Below are 14,328 nucleotides of genomic sequence, written 5' to 3'. Positions count from 1 at the left end.
TGCGCCGCGAGCCGGATGAGGGGCTGATCGGCGCGAGAGGTGTCGATGGAAACGAGAACACGAAAGTTTGGTAGGTGGCTCCACGAAGGTGGCTACGCGACCGAGGTTGAGATCGAACTTCACTACAGTAAGGAAAGCTGGTCGCCGACCATGTCGCTCGACGACGCCCGCAAGCTCGACGCCGTCCGACTCGCGCTGAAGCGCGGCGACATCGCAGAAGTGGCGAAACATGGCCGGGTGTTCGAGCTGAAGCCGGTGGCGGCGGAGTGACTCGTGACGGTTGATTGTTCAACAGACGTCACCGCAATCTTGAGGCGCCGTCCCGCCGCGCATCGCCTAACGTACGGTGCATTTATACAAGGAAATTTTTGGGCAGACGATCGAACGTTCGTGCTTCCGCTTAAGCCGATGGGGTTTCGCCACGCAGTACAATATGCGGCGCAATACCACGAGCTAGTGGACGGAAGCATCCGCGAAACAAAAATTCTGGACTTGCTTGCGACCCAAGGCATCGAGGCACTTCCGGTAATCGCATTTGTGTACTTTGCAAATACAAGCGACGAGCCTCAAGCAATTGAGCGCGAGGGACGAGAACGCTTCGAAAGTGCGGAGCAATTGGTAGGCTGGATTACCGGCGACTACCTGAACGAGTTCGCCTACTTGTCGGCGACTTCGTCGCAATATTTCCTCAGAATGGTCCCTCCTCACAGTCGCAGGCGCCTTCTCTTGGGCCCAGGAAATATCGGGCCAGCGCTTGCGAACAATATTAACAAATTGAGAGAACTCACGGCATTGGACGACCGCTTCGCCTTTGCACCCTCTCTCTACCGCGACGCCCTCCACGAACGAAATCTGCTGTTTAAAGCAGCTCGCCTCTTTGGCGTTCTCGAAGCTCTCGCGTATGCGCTAAAAGCTGATGGCGTCGGATCGAGAAAAGCGGTTCGCAAAATGCTTGGCTTGGAATCCGGAGCTTTGGGTGAAATTTCGGATGGAGGTCGCAAGATCAGGTTTGACAGAATAGAGCTGTCCGGAAGGCTCCGCGACAAGTTGTTTCACGGCGCGCCTTTTCGTCGCAACGACCTGTCGGAGGAATGGCGTGATAGCTTCGACATTCTGTCGGACTTTCCAGAGCATCTAGTGTCGTCATTAATGTCAGATTGTGAGTTGGAATTTGCGCGATGGGGAAACGGCGCATCCGCGGCACGCAAAGCTGCGGATGAACACCGCTGCCGTGACAAAGAGCTTGATTAACTCACGCAGCATCCGCGGGCCGCACGCGCTTCGCGATCTCCGCGCCCTTCTCCCGCTCCACCACGGCGATGTCACGCTGGCTCTGCAGGTCTAGCCAGAATTGCGCAAGTTTCACGTGACGCGTTTCCTTCGGCCAACCGGTACCCAGTTGGCCGGGAAACGCTACGCCGCCGAAATAGCGGCCGAGCCGCAGCGCGGTGTCGGCGGTGATGGCGCGGCGACCATTGAGAATGTCGGTGATGCGGCCGGACGGCACGCCGAGGTCGAGTGACAGCCGGTTGGCGCTCAGCTCGCGCGCAGCAAGCTCACGCTTCAGGAAGCGGCCGGGATGAATTGGCTTGCGCATGCCCATCGTTATACTCGGTCATGCCCGCGCTCGTCGCGGGCATCCACGTTCTGGCGGCTTGAAGATTCAAGAACGTGGATGGCCGGGTCAAGCCCGGCCATGACAGCGGCTCAATCGTTCCAGCAAGCGTAGCCCGGATGGAGCGCAGCGAAATCCGGGACCAGCCGCCCCGCATTGCGCTTCGCTTCATGCGGGCTACCGGCCCTGCCGGTTCCGCTGCGCCCCCGCGTCATCCGCCCTCCACCAGAATCTGGCAAGCCATGCTAGCCTTGCGCCTGTTACCCTTGAGTCGCGTGCGTCCCCTTCCCCCTTGCAGGACCGATTTCGCATGCATCCGCTCAATCTGATTTCCGCCGACTGGCAGAAGGCGCTGCCCGCGCTGATCGTCATCGGCATCGTGGTCTGGTTCGCGCTGTTTCGCGCGGCGCCCACCACCGAACAGGCGCTGTTCGCGGCGCTGCTGATCATCTACATGATCCACCAGATCGAGGAGCATCTGTGGCCCGGCGGGTTTCGCCAGTTTGCCAATGCCCGCGTGTTCAAAAGCGGCAACGATAACTGGCCGGTCACCGAGGGCGGCGTTGCGCTCGTCAATGTCGGCTATGTCTGGCTGCCAATTCTGCTGGCTGCGCTATTTCCCGGGCCGCTGCGCTGGCTCGGCCTTGCCTGGGTCGGGTTGACGCTGATCAACGGCATTTCCCACATCGCCACCTCGATCCGCTTCAAGGTCTACAATCCGGGGCTGATCACCTCGATCGTCCTGTTCCTGCCCTTCACCATCTGGATGCTGGCGCGGGAGGTTTCGCTCGGGATGCTGACCGGATGGCAGGTCGCGGGCCTGCTCATCGCAGGCGTCGTGCTGCACGTTCCGGTGGCGGCCTTGTTCGTCATCCCCTACCGGCGCGGCGAGGCGCGGGCGCAATCGCGCGTCTGAACGCGAGAAAGCCGGGCCGCTGCGATACGCGGCCCGGCCTTTCTCGTCTGCGCGTCAAGCGTCGGTCGTCACGCCTGATCAGTGACGGCGCGCCTCGTCGGCAAAGCGCCGGGCATTGTCGGCCACCTCATCGGCGGCGTCCGCGGCCTTGTCGGCGGCTGCGCGCTTCATGCGCAGCGCCTTTTCGGCGATGTCGTGCTGGGTCTCCTCGGCCGCGCCCATCAGCGAGCGGGCCGCCGAACCGATCGCCTCGGTGGCGCCACTTGCGATCACGTCGCGCGCGGCCGCTGCGGCGCTGACCGCCGCCTCCTTCATCAGGGCACCGCCGTCGGCCATGGCGCGGCCGGCGCGCTGGCCGGCATCGGTCCGCGATGCGACGAGCACCGCCGCCGCCGCACCCGCCGCCGCAACCAGCGCTTCGGCCATGATCACGCGGCTGGTCTGGGAGGCCAGCACGTCCTTCATGAAATTCGCCGGAACGAAATCGAGCAAGCCGCTCATGATCCCGCCGCTGTTGCGGCGCGCCGACGATGCACTGCGCGTCCGCGCGGCGGATGCCTTGCGGCCTGCTGCGCGCTTCGCCGGCCGCTTTGTTGTGCGTGCCGCGCTCTGCGCAGTCCGCGTCTTCTTTGCCTTTGCCATAACCGTCGTACCTTGCGTCTCGAGGGGGTGAAAAGCCGCAGGACAACCCTCAAGCCCGGACCATGTTCCACACGCGATGCCACGTTCTGCTATTTTGTGCCGCAACGGGTCCGGCGATCCGGCCGCAGGCCTTGTCCCCGCACGGCCCGGGCACGGTATGCTGTGCCGTCGTAGGATCGAAATGCTATGTCCCTGCAGCGCGCGCAGCCCGCACAACTCCGCAAACGGATCAAGGCCCTCTATGAGGGTCGTTCCGAGCAGGCCACCCGCTTCCGCTATGGACTCCTGGTTTTCGATGGGATCACCCTGATCTTCATCGTCGTCACCTCGTTTCTGCCGCGCGAAAACTGGATCGAGGTCGCCGATGTCGGCTTCGGTGTTTTGATTCTCGCCGATTTCATCGCCCGCCTCTATATCAGCGAACGTCCCGGGCGCGATCTGTTGCATCCCGTCACCTGGGCAGACGCAGCTGCCATTGTCTCCTTCCTCGCTCCGCTGGTGGGCGAGCCCGCCGGGTTCCTGCGCATCCTGCGCACGCTGCGGTTCCTGCGCAGCTATCAATTGCTGGCGCGGCTGCGCCAGGATTTTCCCTATTTCCGCACCCATGAGGACGTCATTCTGGCGGTGGCGAACTTTGTGGTGTTTCTGTTCGTCACCACCGGCTTCGTTTACGAGACGCAACACCTCACCAATCCCGGCATCAAGAATTATGCGGACGCGCTCTATTTCACCGTCACCGCACTGACCACGACAGGCTTCGGCGACATCACACTGGAGGGGACGTCGGGCCGGCTGATTTCTGTCCTGATCATGATTTTCGGCGTCACGCTGTTTTTCAACCTGGCGCGCGCGGTGCTTCGTCCGAGCAAGGTCCGCTATGAATGCCCCGATTGCGGGCTGATGTCTCACGACCCCGATGCCGTCCACTGCAAGGCGTGCGGCCGGATGCTGAAAATTCCGAATGCGGAAACCGATTGATGGCAGCCCCGCCACCGACCGCCGGCAAACCCTATTCGCTCGTCATTTTCGATCTCGACGGCACCCTCGCCGACAGCTTTCCGTGGTTTCAGCGAACGATAAACACGGTCGCGCGGGAATTCGCGTTGCGGCAGGTTGCGCCGGACGACATCGACGACCTGCGCCGCGCGGGAACCGGCGAAATTCTCAAGCAGCTCGGTGTGCCGCCATGGAAGCTGCCGCGGATCGCAAAGCGCATGCGGGCACTGAAGCGCGAGGCGATCGGCGAGATTCCGCTCTTTCCCGGCATAGCCGAGTCGCTGCACAGCCTGCGGTCCAGCGGCCTGCGCCTGGCGCTGGTCTCGTCCGACAGCGAGGCCAATGCCAAGGCTCAGCTAGGAGCCAGCGCGGCACTGTTCTCAGACGTTTCCTGCGGCGCCTCGCTGTTTGGCAAGGCGGCGAAATTCCGCAGGGTCACGCGGCAAGCGGGCGCGTTACCCGCGCGCACGATAGCGATTGGCGACGAGGAGCGCGATCTTGCTGCCGCCCGTAACGCCGGAATTGCCTTCGGCGGCGTCGCCTGGGGCTATGCCGATCCCACTGCGCTGCGCATGCTTGGCCCCGATATCTGGTTCGAGCGGGTCTGCGATCTGACGGAAAGGCTTTGCGGGAAATTGTCGACGCAAGCCCTGACCATGTAATGGGCTGCTTTGCTACTCCGCCCGCTCGCCCATCGCCTCGGCTTTCTTGAGCCAGCTATTGCGTTTTTCATCCGATGCATCGGCGACCATGCCGAGCAGCGTCTCGCGCACCGGCTTGACGCCGATGAAGTTGAGGATGTTGTACTTCAACAATTTCAGCGCATGAGGGCCGTACCAGAATCGATATACCGAGACCGGCATCGCCATGGTCATAATGATCCGCGCCGACTTCTTTTCGAAAATGTGCCAGTTCATGGCGTTTTCGGTGCCCTGACGGCGGACCAGATCGGGCTGCAGGATACGTTCGATGAAACCTTTGAACAGCGCAGGCATGTCGCCGCACCACAGCGGAAAGATCAGCACCCAGTGGTCGCTGGCCGCGAGCGCGTCATATGCCGCTTGCAGATCTGCTTCGAGCGGCTGTTCCTTGCGATAGCCTCCGCGGAGGATCGGATCGAAATTCATCTCGGCCAGCTTGAACAGCCGGACCTCGTGCCCCTTGCTTTCAGCGCCGCGCCGATACGCCTCCGCCAGCGCCTCGCAATACGTCATCTGCTCAGGATGACCGACGACAATCGCAATGCTTGCCATGGCAAAGTCCTGACTTTCAAAAATACAAAATCGCATATTTCCGGGATACGGACTTTGCGCTGGCGCAAATTCCGGGCCGCACCGGGTGGAAAAACCTCCCCTTAGTTGCTGTCGCGCTGGAGCCACCAGCCGTCAGCAATCGACCGCTGCAACAGCACTTTGGTGCGGCCGGACGCGGCCCGGTCGAGATCGCCATCGACAATCTCGGCATACCGCGAGGGCTCGCCGCGGACGAAACTCTTGCCGATACCGTTCACTGGCGTGCCGCTGTCATAAAACCGGAACTGCACCGAACGGTGACCGCGACTGACGCTGATAATCCCTGCTTCCCGCATCAGATCGCGATAATCGGCGATACGCGCAGCCGGAACCAGCGCACGCTCCGGATCGGCGGGATCGCTCCAGGTCAATCCAAGCCGGTTGAGAGCCGGGTCGCGCCGCAACATTTCCGTGATCTCGTCCAAGGTGCTTCGGTGTTTCTCCCAATGCGCCAGCATCATCGCGTCAGAGGGAACCGCCGAGGCCCGGCCGGACATGGCTGGAGCCAGCCCCAGCGGAACGGCGACCAGCGCAGCCACAACGGCAAGACCGGTCAAGGCCGCGGCGACGACGGCGGTGCGCAGCTTCATGGTGAAACCCTATCCAGCCTTCACTCTTCGCTTACGAGCCCTGATTTACGGCGCTTCAAGGGCATCCCTCGCCCCGGAAGCACGAAAGCGTGAATTCGGTCTCCTCTCCAACCATTCTACCATAAACGCTAAAGGTCGCGGCAGACGTGACCGGCTCGCACCCGCGCACATCGGCCCGGCCGCACCAGATTGATGCGGAACAGGGAGACTCGGCCATGTCGCGATTCCATGTCCTCACGCCCTCCGACGAACAGCCGGCAGCAATTCCCGTCATACGTCGCATCGGCTTTTCGGACCTTCGCGAGGCGCTGGAGAAGGGCTGGGAGGACTTCAAGGTCTGGCCGACCCATGCAATTTTTCTTTGCATCATCTATCCGCTTGTCGGCCTTGTGCTCGGCGGTATGGCGCTGGGCTATGCCGTGCTGCCACTGGTATTCCCCCTTGCTGCCGGATTTGCATTGCTTGGCCCGGTCGCGGCATTGATGATGTACGAACTAAGCCGGCGACGCGAACGCGGAGAGCCAACATCGATCGGTCACGCATTTGGGGTTTTACGCTCGCCGGGCTTTCCCGCCATCGTCGCCATCGCCTTGCTGCTGATGGGGCTGTTCCTGCTCTGGATCGCCACCGCGCGTGGTCTCTACCAGTCGCTGTTCGGGGTCTATGGCGCACCGGACGCAGTGGTGCCGTTCCTGCGTCAGGTGTTTACCACCAGCGCCGGCTGGGATCTGATCGTCTACGGCAACATCATCGGCTTCATTTTCGCGCTGGTGGCGTTCTGCATCTCGGTCATTTCGTTCCCGCTGCTGCTCGACCGCGACGTCGGCGCCGCGACTGCGATCATGACGTCATTCCGCGCCGTGATGGTAAATCCCGTCGTCATGGCCGCATGGGGCGTGATCGTCGCAGCGCTTCTACTCGCCGGATCGCTCCCGGCCTTCATCGGGCTCGCCGTCGTTATGCCGGTGCTTGGGCACGCCACCTGGCACCTCTATCGAAAGCTGGTGATCTAGTATCCCTGACCGGAACGGCCCATGGCAGCATAGACTGCCAGGGGTTCCGGCTCTGGCAGCTCTTGCCGTCCTGCAATGACGGCCCTTGCCGTTGCGCCGCACCGGTCTTGCCGAACGCCGCTCGAAACTTCGGTCAAATTCGTCGCAAATTGACCAGTCGGATTTCACGCGATGCGAACCCGGCCGTTGCACGTTGCACTGGAAATGGCCATCAACCGCACTCCCTCCCAACGGTCTGCAAGCAAGCGCACCCCGGCGGCATTCCGCGCCGCGCCGCGCCTTGCCGGGCTCGCTGCAACACCATCGGCGCCCGTCCCGGCATCCCAAACGGTTGCGGCGCGGGTTTATCGGGTTGGCCGCCTTGAGCGCCGCTGGGGTATGGTGGTCGTCACGATCGGCTTCCTGCTCTGCGGAGCCATGACCGCCTACGCAATCCATTCACATCTGGAGCAAATGGCGGCGCGCGCGGCCGCACGCGAGATGCAGGCCGCGCTCGAAACCGGCGCTGCCCTGCAGAGCGGCGCGCTTTTGTTCGTCCCTGAATACGGCAATGTGTGCCGGGTCCGGTGGATCGACAACGCAACCGGTCATATCCGCGACGGTGGCCAGACCATCTGCGACGAGGAGGCCAGCTGGAACTCGAACCTTCCGCAGCAACAGCAGCAGAAGGTCGAACACCGGATCGGTGCGATCCGAAATACCTTTCAAACCCGCAACGGCAGAGTGGAATAGCTCCAATCGAAACCCCGCAGGATTGCGGGCCAGTGTCGCATCCTCTAACTAAGCCGGGTGTCACCAGCTTACGGAATGCACCCATGCTTATGTCGGAAGCGCAGATTTCAACCGCATCCGCCAGCCGCTATCTGCAGCAACTTTGCAAACACTGGAGCCACAAATTTCCGGTCGCGTTTACGGCGGACAGCGGCACGATTCCCTTCTCGGAGGATCGCCGCTGCGAGGTTTCCGCAAGCGCGGATGCCCTGACGATGCGCATCCACGCTGCCGACGAGGCAACCCTCGTGCGAACCCAGGACGTCGTCATCGATCATCTCAAGCGCTTTGCCTTCCGGGAGGATCTCGGCGACGTCCGCTGGACCCGCATCTAAGGGCGCGCACCGAAACAAGCCTGCTCATCGCAGGCTCGAATTTCGGTAGCGCTCCGAAGGTCTTCAGCTTCCAACGGCGTCGTTGACGCACTTCTTGATGTGGCTGTCCTTGGCGGCGCCGGCCAGCTTCTTGTCGGCGGCCGACTTCTCGCACATCGCCTTGGCGTCGTTTTCGCACTTTGTCATGAAGCTGTTCAGCGCGGCGCCGGCGAGCTTTTTGTTCGCGGCCTCGACCTTGCAGGCCGCAGCATGAGCGCCACCAACCGAAAGTGCGAAAGCTGCAGCAATTATCAGCGACCTCATGGTTCCTCCTCACCCTTTATCGAGACGGCAGAATTATCGAGACCGGCAGATTCGGCCCCGTGCATTCCTAGTCACACGCAGATGTCCCGGCCATGAACGCCGTGCCTGACGCTCACGCGGCAACGGCGTTGTCGCTTTTCAGTTCGCGCATCGCGGTCACCGGCTTCGCGCAGAGGCTATCATCGGTCCGCTCAAGCCCCATCACGCGCAGAAGGCCGCGGGCCGGGCACATTTCGACGGCAAGCCGCGTGAACCGATTATTGACCGGCTCCGCCAGCCAGCCGAACGGCTCGCGCATCAGAGATCCGGCGAAATTCTGGATCGCCTCCCGCCGGCAGCGGCTGTTTTCGCCGGCGTCCTCGAAGCGGCAGGTCAGCACCAGATCGCCGCCGACACGCGCTTCCCACCTCGCCCGGCGATCGTGCCAGTCGTTGGCGGCAACCGTTGCCGTCTGTCTGGTTTCAAACCCCTCCTCGGTCCGCTCGATGACGCAGCGTTCGCCCGGCTGGATGCCGGCCAAAGAGTAGATGACCGGACGCGCGACCGGGGTCCGTTCGAGCCGATCCCGGGCGGATGCAAAATCGGGACAGGTTTCAAACACCTCACGGAGCAATTGATCCGGCGGGATATTGCGGATGTGCCAGGTGGCGACGGCGTTGGCGCCGAGATCGAACACCCGCAGCCAGGGATGCCGCGTCCGCCGCCAGAGCGGCGCTTGGTTGATCGCGGCGCCGAAACGGCCCGGCGCCATGGCGGTCAACGTGCCGACATAGCCGGGCCAGGTGACGCTGTAGAATTCGCCGGCCTGCCCCGATTGACGGGCGATTTCCACATGACGGCCAAGACCGGGAAACGGCCAGTCCAGGGTGCGGACGAGCCAGGGCTCGCCGTCTTCATCCCGGCTCATGGTGGTGCAGCCCCAGGAATATGAGCCGTTCAAAAACCAGACTCCGCTGAACCCGAGCGCGGCGGCGATGCCCTCGATTTCTCTCACATACGGCGACTGCGACCGCGACAGCCAGCGCCGCGCCATTCCGTCCAGCATCGGCAACGCCGCGGCAACGGCCTTTGGAAAACAGGACAGGCAATCGTCGCGAAGCGCTCTGGCGTGCGCCGCACCTTCCTTGGCCCGGCGCAGCGGGCCGCCCTCGCGCAAATCGGTCAGCGGTATTTCGGGCAACCTGGACATTCGCAAATTCTATCAGTAAATCCGCTCGGCGACATGTGGCGGCCCTCCGCCATTCCTTCAAGCGCAGTTGCAACGAAATTAAGTCGTTGAATTCAATTGCGTTCTTCATCCTTACCATTCCTCAAGGGATTGTGTCCGACACTGTCGACGGCTGACTGGACAGGCCGCCATGGCGAGACGAATCCGCACCAAGGAGCATCATAGCTGGGTGGCCCGGGACGGCCGGCGCGCGGTGCTCGCGGCCATCCTTTTGACTCTCGTCGTGGCGATGAGCATGTCGGACGGACGGTTGATCCCGGATTTTTCAGCCGCCAGAAAATCCGTTGCAGAACGCCCCGTCCCCGCGGTTGACGATCTTCGTACCGGCTCGATCCTGATCACTCCGGCCGACGGAAATCTCTGCGAGCATCGCATCATCGACAACGACACCTGGCGGATCCGCCGCAACGGCACGATCGCCTGCGATAAGGCGTTGGGATGGGCGGCGGAGTATGGCGGCGGCGCCGCGGCTCCGTCGCGCATCGAAGCGGTGCGCGACAGCTTCTTTCCGAAACGCTAGCTGTCAGACGGCGCGCTCCGACAGGATAGCGACCTGCGCCAGTGCTGCGGCATTGACGATAGCATGCAGGATCACGGTGAGCAGCGTCGATCTGCTGCGCCAGCGCAACCATCCGAACACGCAACCGAGCACGAAAATCTGCACGATATAGAATGTTTCGTATTGCACATGCATCACCGCCCAGCCTGCGGACGTGAGCACGGTGGCGCCCCAAGGACCGAACGGAGAGCGCGCATAGCCGGGAAGAATGAACCCGCGGAACAGCAACTCCTCCATCAGCGGCGCTGCCACGATCAGCGCGACCGCAAGCAGCACAAGCGTGCCCGAGGCGCGCGCGCTGCGATAAGCCTCGACCACGGCTGGCGGAACAAGATCGCGGCCGCTCAGCCAGGACGCCAGATCGCCGAGCGGCAACAAAATGACGATGAGAAGGATCCCGATCATCAGGTCGGCGCGCTTGGGCAGGGACAGCGCGAGATAATCGGCGACGGAACAATGCGCGAAGCGCGCCGCCATCGCGATCACGGCAATCGGGGCCGGCATTGCCAGGATGGTGGTGATGGCAATCGTCAGCGCATGAGAGGCGAGCGTTGCGATCTCGAAATCCGAGGCGCCTGCGCCGGCGCCAAGCGCACTGAGCACGAGGAATGCGGACACCAGCTGCGCGGCAAGCCAGGCCGCAATCGCCGCAAGTCCGAAAGCGGTCGTCGCCCAGAAGCCCCACGGGACGCAGCCCGAAATCTGCGGTCCGGGTGACGGATACGGCGGAATTGAAGTCGTCACCTATTCGAATCTCCTCCGCCCGCCGCGCACAGCAATTCGCTCCGCGGCCTTAGCATAGGCCGCTCCACAATGCCGGCTGCATGGTATAAAATGGCATGCCCGCACTGGTATCGCCCCTGACCGAAGCCTGGACGCTCCTGCCGGAGAACGGTGCCCTGCTCGGACTCGACCTCGGAACCAAAACCATCGGGGTTGCGGTCTGTGACCCCGACCGCCGCCTCGCCGCCGGGGTGACCACGATCGCCCGCAAGGCGTTTCAGGCCGATGCCGCAATGCTGCTGGGGCTCGCAACCGAACGGAGCGCGGTCGCCATTGTACTCGGCCTGCCGCTCAATATGGACGGCAGCGAGGGACCGCGCGCGCAGTCGACCCGCGCCTTCGCGCGCAATCTCGCAAAGCTCACGGAATTGCCGATCCTGTTCTGGGACGAGCGGCTGTCGACCGCAGCGGTCGAACGCGACTTGATCGCGGCGGATGCCAGCCGGGCCAGGCGCGCCGCGGTGATCGACCAGCATGCGGCGGCTTTCATCCTCCAGGGTGCGCTGGACTTCCTGCGTCATGCGCGGGCGCGGCATGTATCGTAGCGTCAAGGTCTATTCGGGCATCGCGCGTTTCAGGAATCGCTCTCCCTCTCCTGAAACGGCCCCGTAAAGGCGCGCGCCTGCGCCAAGCCTCAAGCGCACGAATGCCGCCGCGATCTCAGGCGCGGTCGCCTGCAACGCCGCCGCCGCTGCCACCGTCGCCAGCATTCCTGCGACCGCACGAGCCTGTGCCTCGGCGCCGGGCTCCGCAAGCATGCGTTTGATCGCAGCCAGCGCAACGGCAGCTTCCGGCAGATCGCGCGTGTCGTCCCTCAAAGCGGCGAGGACCGCACTCGCCTCCTCGGCGTGGCCCGCGGAACGCAAGAGGTCGAGCGCCATCACATTGCCCGAGCCTTCCCAGATCGCGTTGACCGGAGCCTCCCGATACAGCCGCGCCAGCACGTGGTCCTCGACATAACCGTTGCCGCCGAGACATTCCATCGCTTCATAGACGAAACCGGGAGCGGTCTTGCAGACCCAATACTTGACCGCCGGCGTCAGCATGCGGGCGCGTGCGGCCTCGACCGGATCGCGCGGCGCCTGGTCGAAGGATCGGCAGAGCCGCATCACGACCGCAACGGCCGCTTCGCAGTCCAGCGCCAGATCTGCGAGCACTGCGCGCATCAGCGGCTGATCGGCGAGCTTCTTCTGGAACACGATCCGGTACCGCGCGTGGTGAATGGCGCGGGACAAAGCCGCGCGCATCAATCCGGCCGAGGAAATCGCGCAATCGAGCCGCGTCAATTGTACCATCTGGATAATGGTACGGATGCCGCGACCCTCGTCACCGACGCGCAACGCGTAGGCATCCCGGAACATGACCTCGGACGACGCGTTCGAGCGGTTGCCGAGCTTGTCCTTGAGCGTTTCGAAATGCAGGCCGTTCACGCTGCCGTCCGGCCTGAACCGCGGCATGAAGAAACAGGTCAGCCCGCCGGGCGCCTGCGCCAGCACCAGAAAGACATCGCACATCGGCGCCGACATGAACCATTTGTGGCCGTTCATACGATAGGCCGCACCGTCGCGCACCGCCTGCGTGGTGTTGGTGCGCACATCGGTGCCGCCCTGCTTCTCGGTCATGCCCATGCCAAGCGTCATGGCGGACTTCTGCGCCCACGGCCGGAACGACGGGTCATAGGCATGGGCGGCGATCTTCGGCATCACCTGCGCCCGCAAATCGGGCTGCGCGGAGAGCGCCGCGACCGAAGCCCGCGTCATGGTGATCGGGCACATATGCCCGTTCTCGACCTGCGCGGCCATGTAGAAGCGCGCCGCGCGTGCCACTTCCGCCGGCGCGCCGGTCGGGGAGCCATCGGCATTCCACGTCGAGCAATGCAGGCCCGCCGCCATGCTCTCCGCCATGAAGCGGTGATAGGCCGGGTGAAATTGCACGATCTCGCCATGCAGGCGCGGCGGGTGACTGTCGGCGAGGCGTGCCATTTCAAACATCTCAGCCCGACCCCAATGCCGCCCAAAGGCCGACAGCGCCTCCCGTTCCGCATTAGCCCCGTTCGCGGCCACCGCCTCCTGCAGAGGGCGATCGGACCGGAACAAATCGACATCCGCGAAGGGGGGCGGCTGATTGTCTATTGGGTCGCGCGGCTCGGGCATCGCATTTCCATGGCACAGTCCGTCGCTGCCATTCTAGCAGAAGACACGGTCGCACGAATTTAAGCCTGTATTGGGGATGGCGAGAAACGCGCCTTGCGGGCCCCGCCCGATCGGCCTATAGAGCCGCCTTTAATGAACATCGCGGCCACATCCTCATTCGTCCTCAAGCGGCGGCACCTGTTGGGGATCGAGGGCCTTTCGCGCCAGGAGATCGAAGGTCTCCTCGACCTTTCCGAAGAATTCGTCGAGCTCAATCGGCAGATCGAGAAAAAGCGCACCTCGCTGCGCGGACGCACCCAGATCAACCTGTTCTTCGAATCGTCGACCCGCACGCAATCCTCGTTCGAACTGGCCGGTAAGCGCCTCGGCGCCGATGTCATGAACATGGCGGTCGGTTCCTCGGCGATGAAAAAGGGCGAGACGCTGATCGACACCGCGATCACGCTGAACGCCATGCATCCGGACATTCTGGTGGTGCGCCATCATGCCTCCGGGGCGGTCGAATTATTGGCGCAGAAGGTCGACGGCTCGGTCATCAATGCCGGCGACGGCGCGCACGAGCATCCGACCCAGGCGCTGCTGGATGCGCTGACCATCCGCCGCAACAAGGGCCGGATCGAAGGACTGATCGTCGCCATCTGCGGCGACGTACTGCATTCGCGCGTTGCGCGATCCAACATCATCCTGCTCAACGCGATGGGCGCGCGGGTGCGCGTGGTCGGACCCTCGACCTTGCTGCCGCCTCATGTCGAACGCATGGGCGTCGAGGTCACACGCGACATGCGCGAGGGCTTGCAGGACGCCGATATCGTGATGATGTTGCGGCTGCAGCGCGAGCGCATGAACGGCTCCTTCGTACCGTCCACGCAGGAATATTTCGCCTATTTCGGCCTCGACCAGAAGAAGCTTGCCTATGCCAAGCCGGACGCGCTGGTGATGCATCCGGGTCCGATGAACCGTGGCGTCGAGATCGACTCGAGCGTGGCCGACGGTGCCCAATCGCTCATTCGCGAACAGGTTGAGATGGGCGTCGCCGTGCGCATGGCGGTGCTGGAAGCCCTGTCCCGCAACCTGCCGAATGCCTAGTGTGGTGGTTCGGAAATCCGCTTCATTTGTCGACGCACCATGATCA

The 14,328-nt window shown here is 63.2% G+C and carries 19 protein-coding genes; 11 read left to right on the top strand and 8 right to left on the bottom strand.

The window, feature by feature from the left end; all coding sequences use genetic code 11:
* Window positions 1-45 precede the first annotated feature (45 nt).
* Entirely contained in the window at window positions 46-270 is a 225-nt protein-coding gene (locus ACK41X_RS04475; RefSeq protein WP_409719689.1) for a hypothetical protein, read from the top strand.
* 3 nt (window positions 271-273) lie between these two features.
* Window positions 274-1,251 carry a hypothetical protein gene (locus ACK41X_RS04470; RefSeq protein ID WP_409719687.1) on the top strand — a complete coding sequence of 326 codons (978 nt, stop codon included), beginning with the start codon at window positions 274-276 and terminating at the stop codon, window positions 1,249-1,251.
* Window position 1,252: 1 nt separating this feature from the next.
* Here the strand turns inward: ACK41X_RS04470 and ACK41X_RS04465 are convergent, their stop codons facing one another.
* Window positions 1,253-1,603: a HigA family addiction module antitoxin gene (locus tag ACK41X_RS04465; RefSeq protein ID WP_409719685.1), complete on the bottom strand. Its 351-nt coding sequence runs from the start codon at window positions 1,601-1,603 to the stop codon at window positions 1,253-1,255.
* A 322-nt stretch (window positions 1,604-1,925) separates the two neighbouring features.
* Between ACK41X_RS04465 and ACK41X_RS04460 the strand changes: the two genes are divergently transcribed.
* Window positions 1,926-2,531, top strand: a complete 606-nt coding sequence (locus ACK41X_RS04460) for an HXXEE domain-containing protein (protein WP_409719683.1) — start codon at window positions 1,926-1,928, stop codon at window positions 2,529-2,531.
* 78 nt (window positions 2,532-2,609) lie between these two features.
* On the opposite strand, the gene ACK41X_RS04455 is transcribed toward ACK41X_RS04460, so the two are convergent.
* Entirely contained in the window at window positions 2,610-3,032 is a 423-nt protein-coding gene (locus ACK41X_RS04455) for a hypothetical protein (protein ID WP_409719681.1), read from the bottom strand.
* A 327-nt stretch (window positions 3,033-3,359) separates the two neighbouring features.
* Between ACK41X_RS04455 and ACK41X_RS04450 the strand changes: the two genes are divergently transcribed.
* Together ACK41X_RS04450 and ACK41X_RS04445 are read left to right on the top strand one after the other, a co-directional pair.
* On the top strand, window positions 3,360-4,151 hold the full coding sequence (locus tag ACK41X_RS04450; protein WP_409719679.1) for a potassium channel family protein: 792 nt from the start codon (window positions 3,360-3,362) through the stop codon (window positions 4,149-4,151).
* Window positions 4,151-4,831: an HAD-IA family hydrolase gene (locus ACK41X_RS04445; RefSeq protein WP_409719677.1), complete on the top strand. Its 681-nt coding sequence runs from the start codon at window positions 4,151-4,153 to the stop codon at window positions 4,829-4,831. Before ACK41X_RS04450 ends, ACK41X_RS04445 begins: the two co-directional genes overlap by 1 nt.
* A gap of 12 nt (window positions 4,832-4,843) precedes the next feature.
* Here the strand turns inward: ACK41X_RS04445 and ACK41X_RS04440 are convergent, their stop codons facing one another.
* Complete coding sequence (locus tag ACK41X_RS04440) at window positions 4,844-5,548, bottom strand: NAD(P)H-dependent oxidoreductase (RefSeq protein ID WP_409719675.1); 705 nt, start codon at window positions 5,546-5,548, stop codon at window positions 4,844-4,846.
* Window positions 5,524-6,051, bottom strand: a complete 528-nt coding sequence (locus ACK41X_RS04435; protein ID WP_409719673.1) for a hypothetical protein — start codon at window positions 6,049-6,051, stop codon at window positions 5,524-5,526. Before ACK41X_RS04435 ends, ACK41X_RS04440 begins: the two co-directional genes overlap by 25 nt.
* 215 nt (window positions 6,052-6,266) lie before the next feature.
* Between ACK41X_RS04435 and ACK41X_RS04430 the strand changes: the two genes are divergently transcribed.
* The 3 genes from ACK41X_RS04430 (at window position 6,267) to ACK41X_RS04420 (ending at window position 8,170) form a co-directional block, all read left to right on the top strand.
* Window positions 6,267-7,064 (top strand): DUF2189 domain-containing protein, encoded by a 798-nt coding sequence (locus ACK41X_RS04430; RefSeq protein ID WP_409719671.1) that lies wholly within the window; start codon window positions 6,267-6,269, stop codon window positions 7,062-7,064.
* Window positions 7,065-7,235: 171 nt separating this feature from the next.
* Entirely contained in the window at window positions 7,236-7,796 is a 561-nt protein-coding gene (locus ACK41X_RS04425) for a hypothetical protein (protein WP_409719669.1), read from the top strand.
* An 83-nt stretch (window positions 7,797-7,879) separates the two neighbouring features.
* Entirely contained in the window at window positions 7,880-8,170 is a 291-nt protein-coding gene (locus ACK41X_RS04420) for a DUF2218 domain-containing protein (protein WP_409719667.1), read from the top strand.
* A gap of 63 nt (window positions 8,171-8,233) precedes the next feature.
* On the opposite strand, the gene ACK41X_RS04415 is transcribed toward ACK41X_RS04420, so the two are convergent.
* Window positions 8,234-8,473 (bottom strand): hypothetical protein, encoded by a 240-nt coding sequence (locus ACK41X_RS04415; RefSeq protein ID WP_409719665.1) that lies wholly within the window; start codon window positions 8,471-8,473, stop codon window positions 8,234-8,236.
* Between the two features lie 112 nt (window positions 8,474-8,585).
* Window positions 8,586-9,662 (bottom strand): hypothetical protein, encoded by a 1,077-nt coding sequence (locus tag ACK41X_RS04410; RefSeq protein WP_409719663.1) that lies wholly within the window; start codon window positions 9,660-9,662, stop codon window positions 8,586-8,588.
* Window positions 9,663-9,831: 169 nt separating this feature from the next.
* On the opposite strand from ACK41X_RS04410, the gene ACK41X_RS04405 reads away from it, so the two are divergent.
* Window positions 9,832-10,221 (top strand): hypothetical protein, encoded by a 390-nt coding sequence (locus ACK41X_RS04405; RefSeq protein ID WP_409719661.1) that lies wholly within the window; start codon window positions 9,832-9,834, stop codon window positions 10,219-10,221.
* Window positions 10,222-10,224: 3 nt separating this feature from the next.
* Here the strand turns inward: ACK41X_RS04405 and ACK41X_RS04400 are convergent, their stop codons facing one another.
* Entirely contained in the window at window positions 10,225-11,004 is a 780-nt protein-coding gene (locus ACK41X_RS04400) for a CPBP family intramembrane glutamic endopeptidase (RefSeq protein ID WP_409719659.1), read from the bottom strand.
* Between the two features lie 95 nt (window positions 11,005-11,099).
* On the opposite strand from ACK41X_RS04400, the gene ruvX reads away from it, so the two are divergent.
* The gene (ruvX, locus tag ACK41X_RS04395; protein WP_409719657.1) at window positions 11,100-11,588 is read left to right on the top strand and encodes a Holliday junction resolvase RuvX; all 489 of its coding nucleotides are present in this window, start codon (window positions 11,100-11,102) and stop codon (window positions 11,586-11,588) included.
* 9 nt (window positions 11,589-11,597) lie between these two features.
* Here the strand turns inward: ruvX and ACK41X_RS04390 are convergent, their stop codons facing one another.
* The gene (locus tag ACK41X_RS04390; RefSeq protein WP_409719655.1) at window positions 11,598-13,196 is read right to left on the bottom strand and encodes an acyl-CoA dehydrogenase family protein; all 1,599 of its coding nucleotides are present in this window, start codon (window positions 13,194-13,196) and stop codon (window positions 11,598-11,600) included.
* 132 nt (window positions 13,197-13,328) lie between these two features.
* Between ACK41X_RS04390 and ACK41X_RS04385 the strand changes: the two genes are divergently transcribed.
* Entirely contained in the window at window positions 13,329-14,282 is a 954-nt protein-coding gene (locus ACK41X_RS04385) for an aspartate carbamoyltransferase catalytic subunit (protein ID WP_409719653.1), read from the top strand.
* Window positions 14,283-14,328: the final 46 nt, after the last annotated feature.

It is taken from the genome of Pseudorhodoplanes sp., from assembly GCF_046289595.1.
GTDB lineage: Bacteria > Pseudomonadota > Alphaproteobacteria > Rhizobiales > Xanthobacteraceae > Pseudorhodoplanes.
Note: the sequence above shows the minus strand (reverse complement) of the source record. Positions and strands in the feature narration are given on the sequence as shown.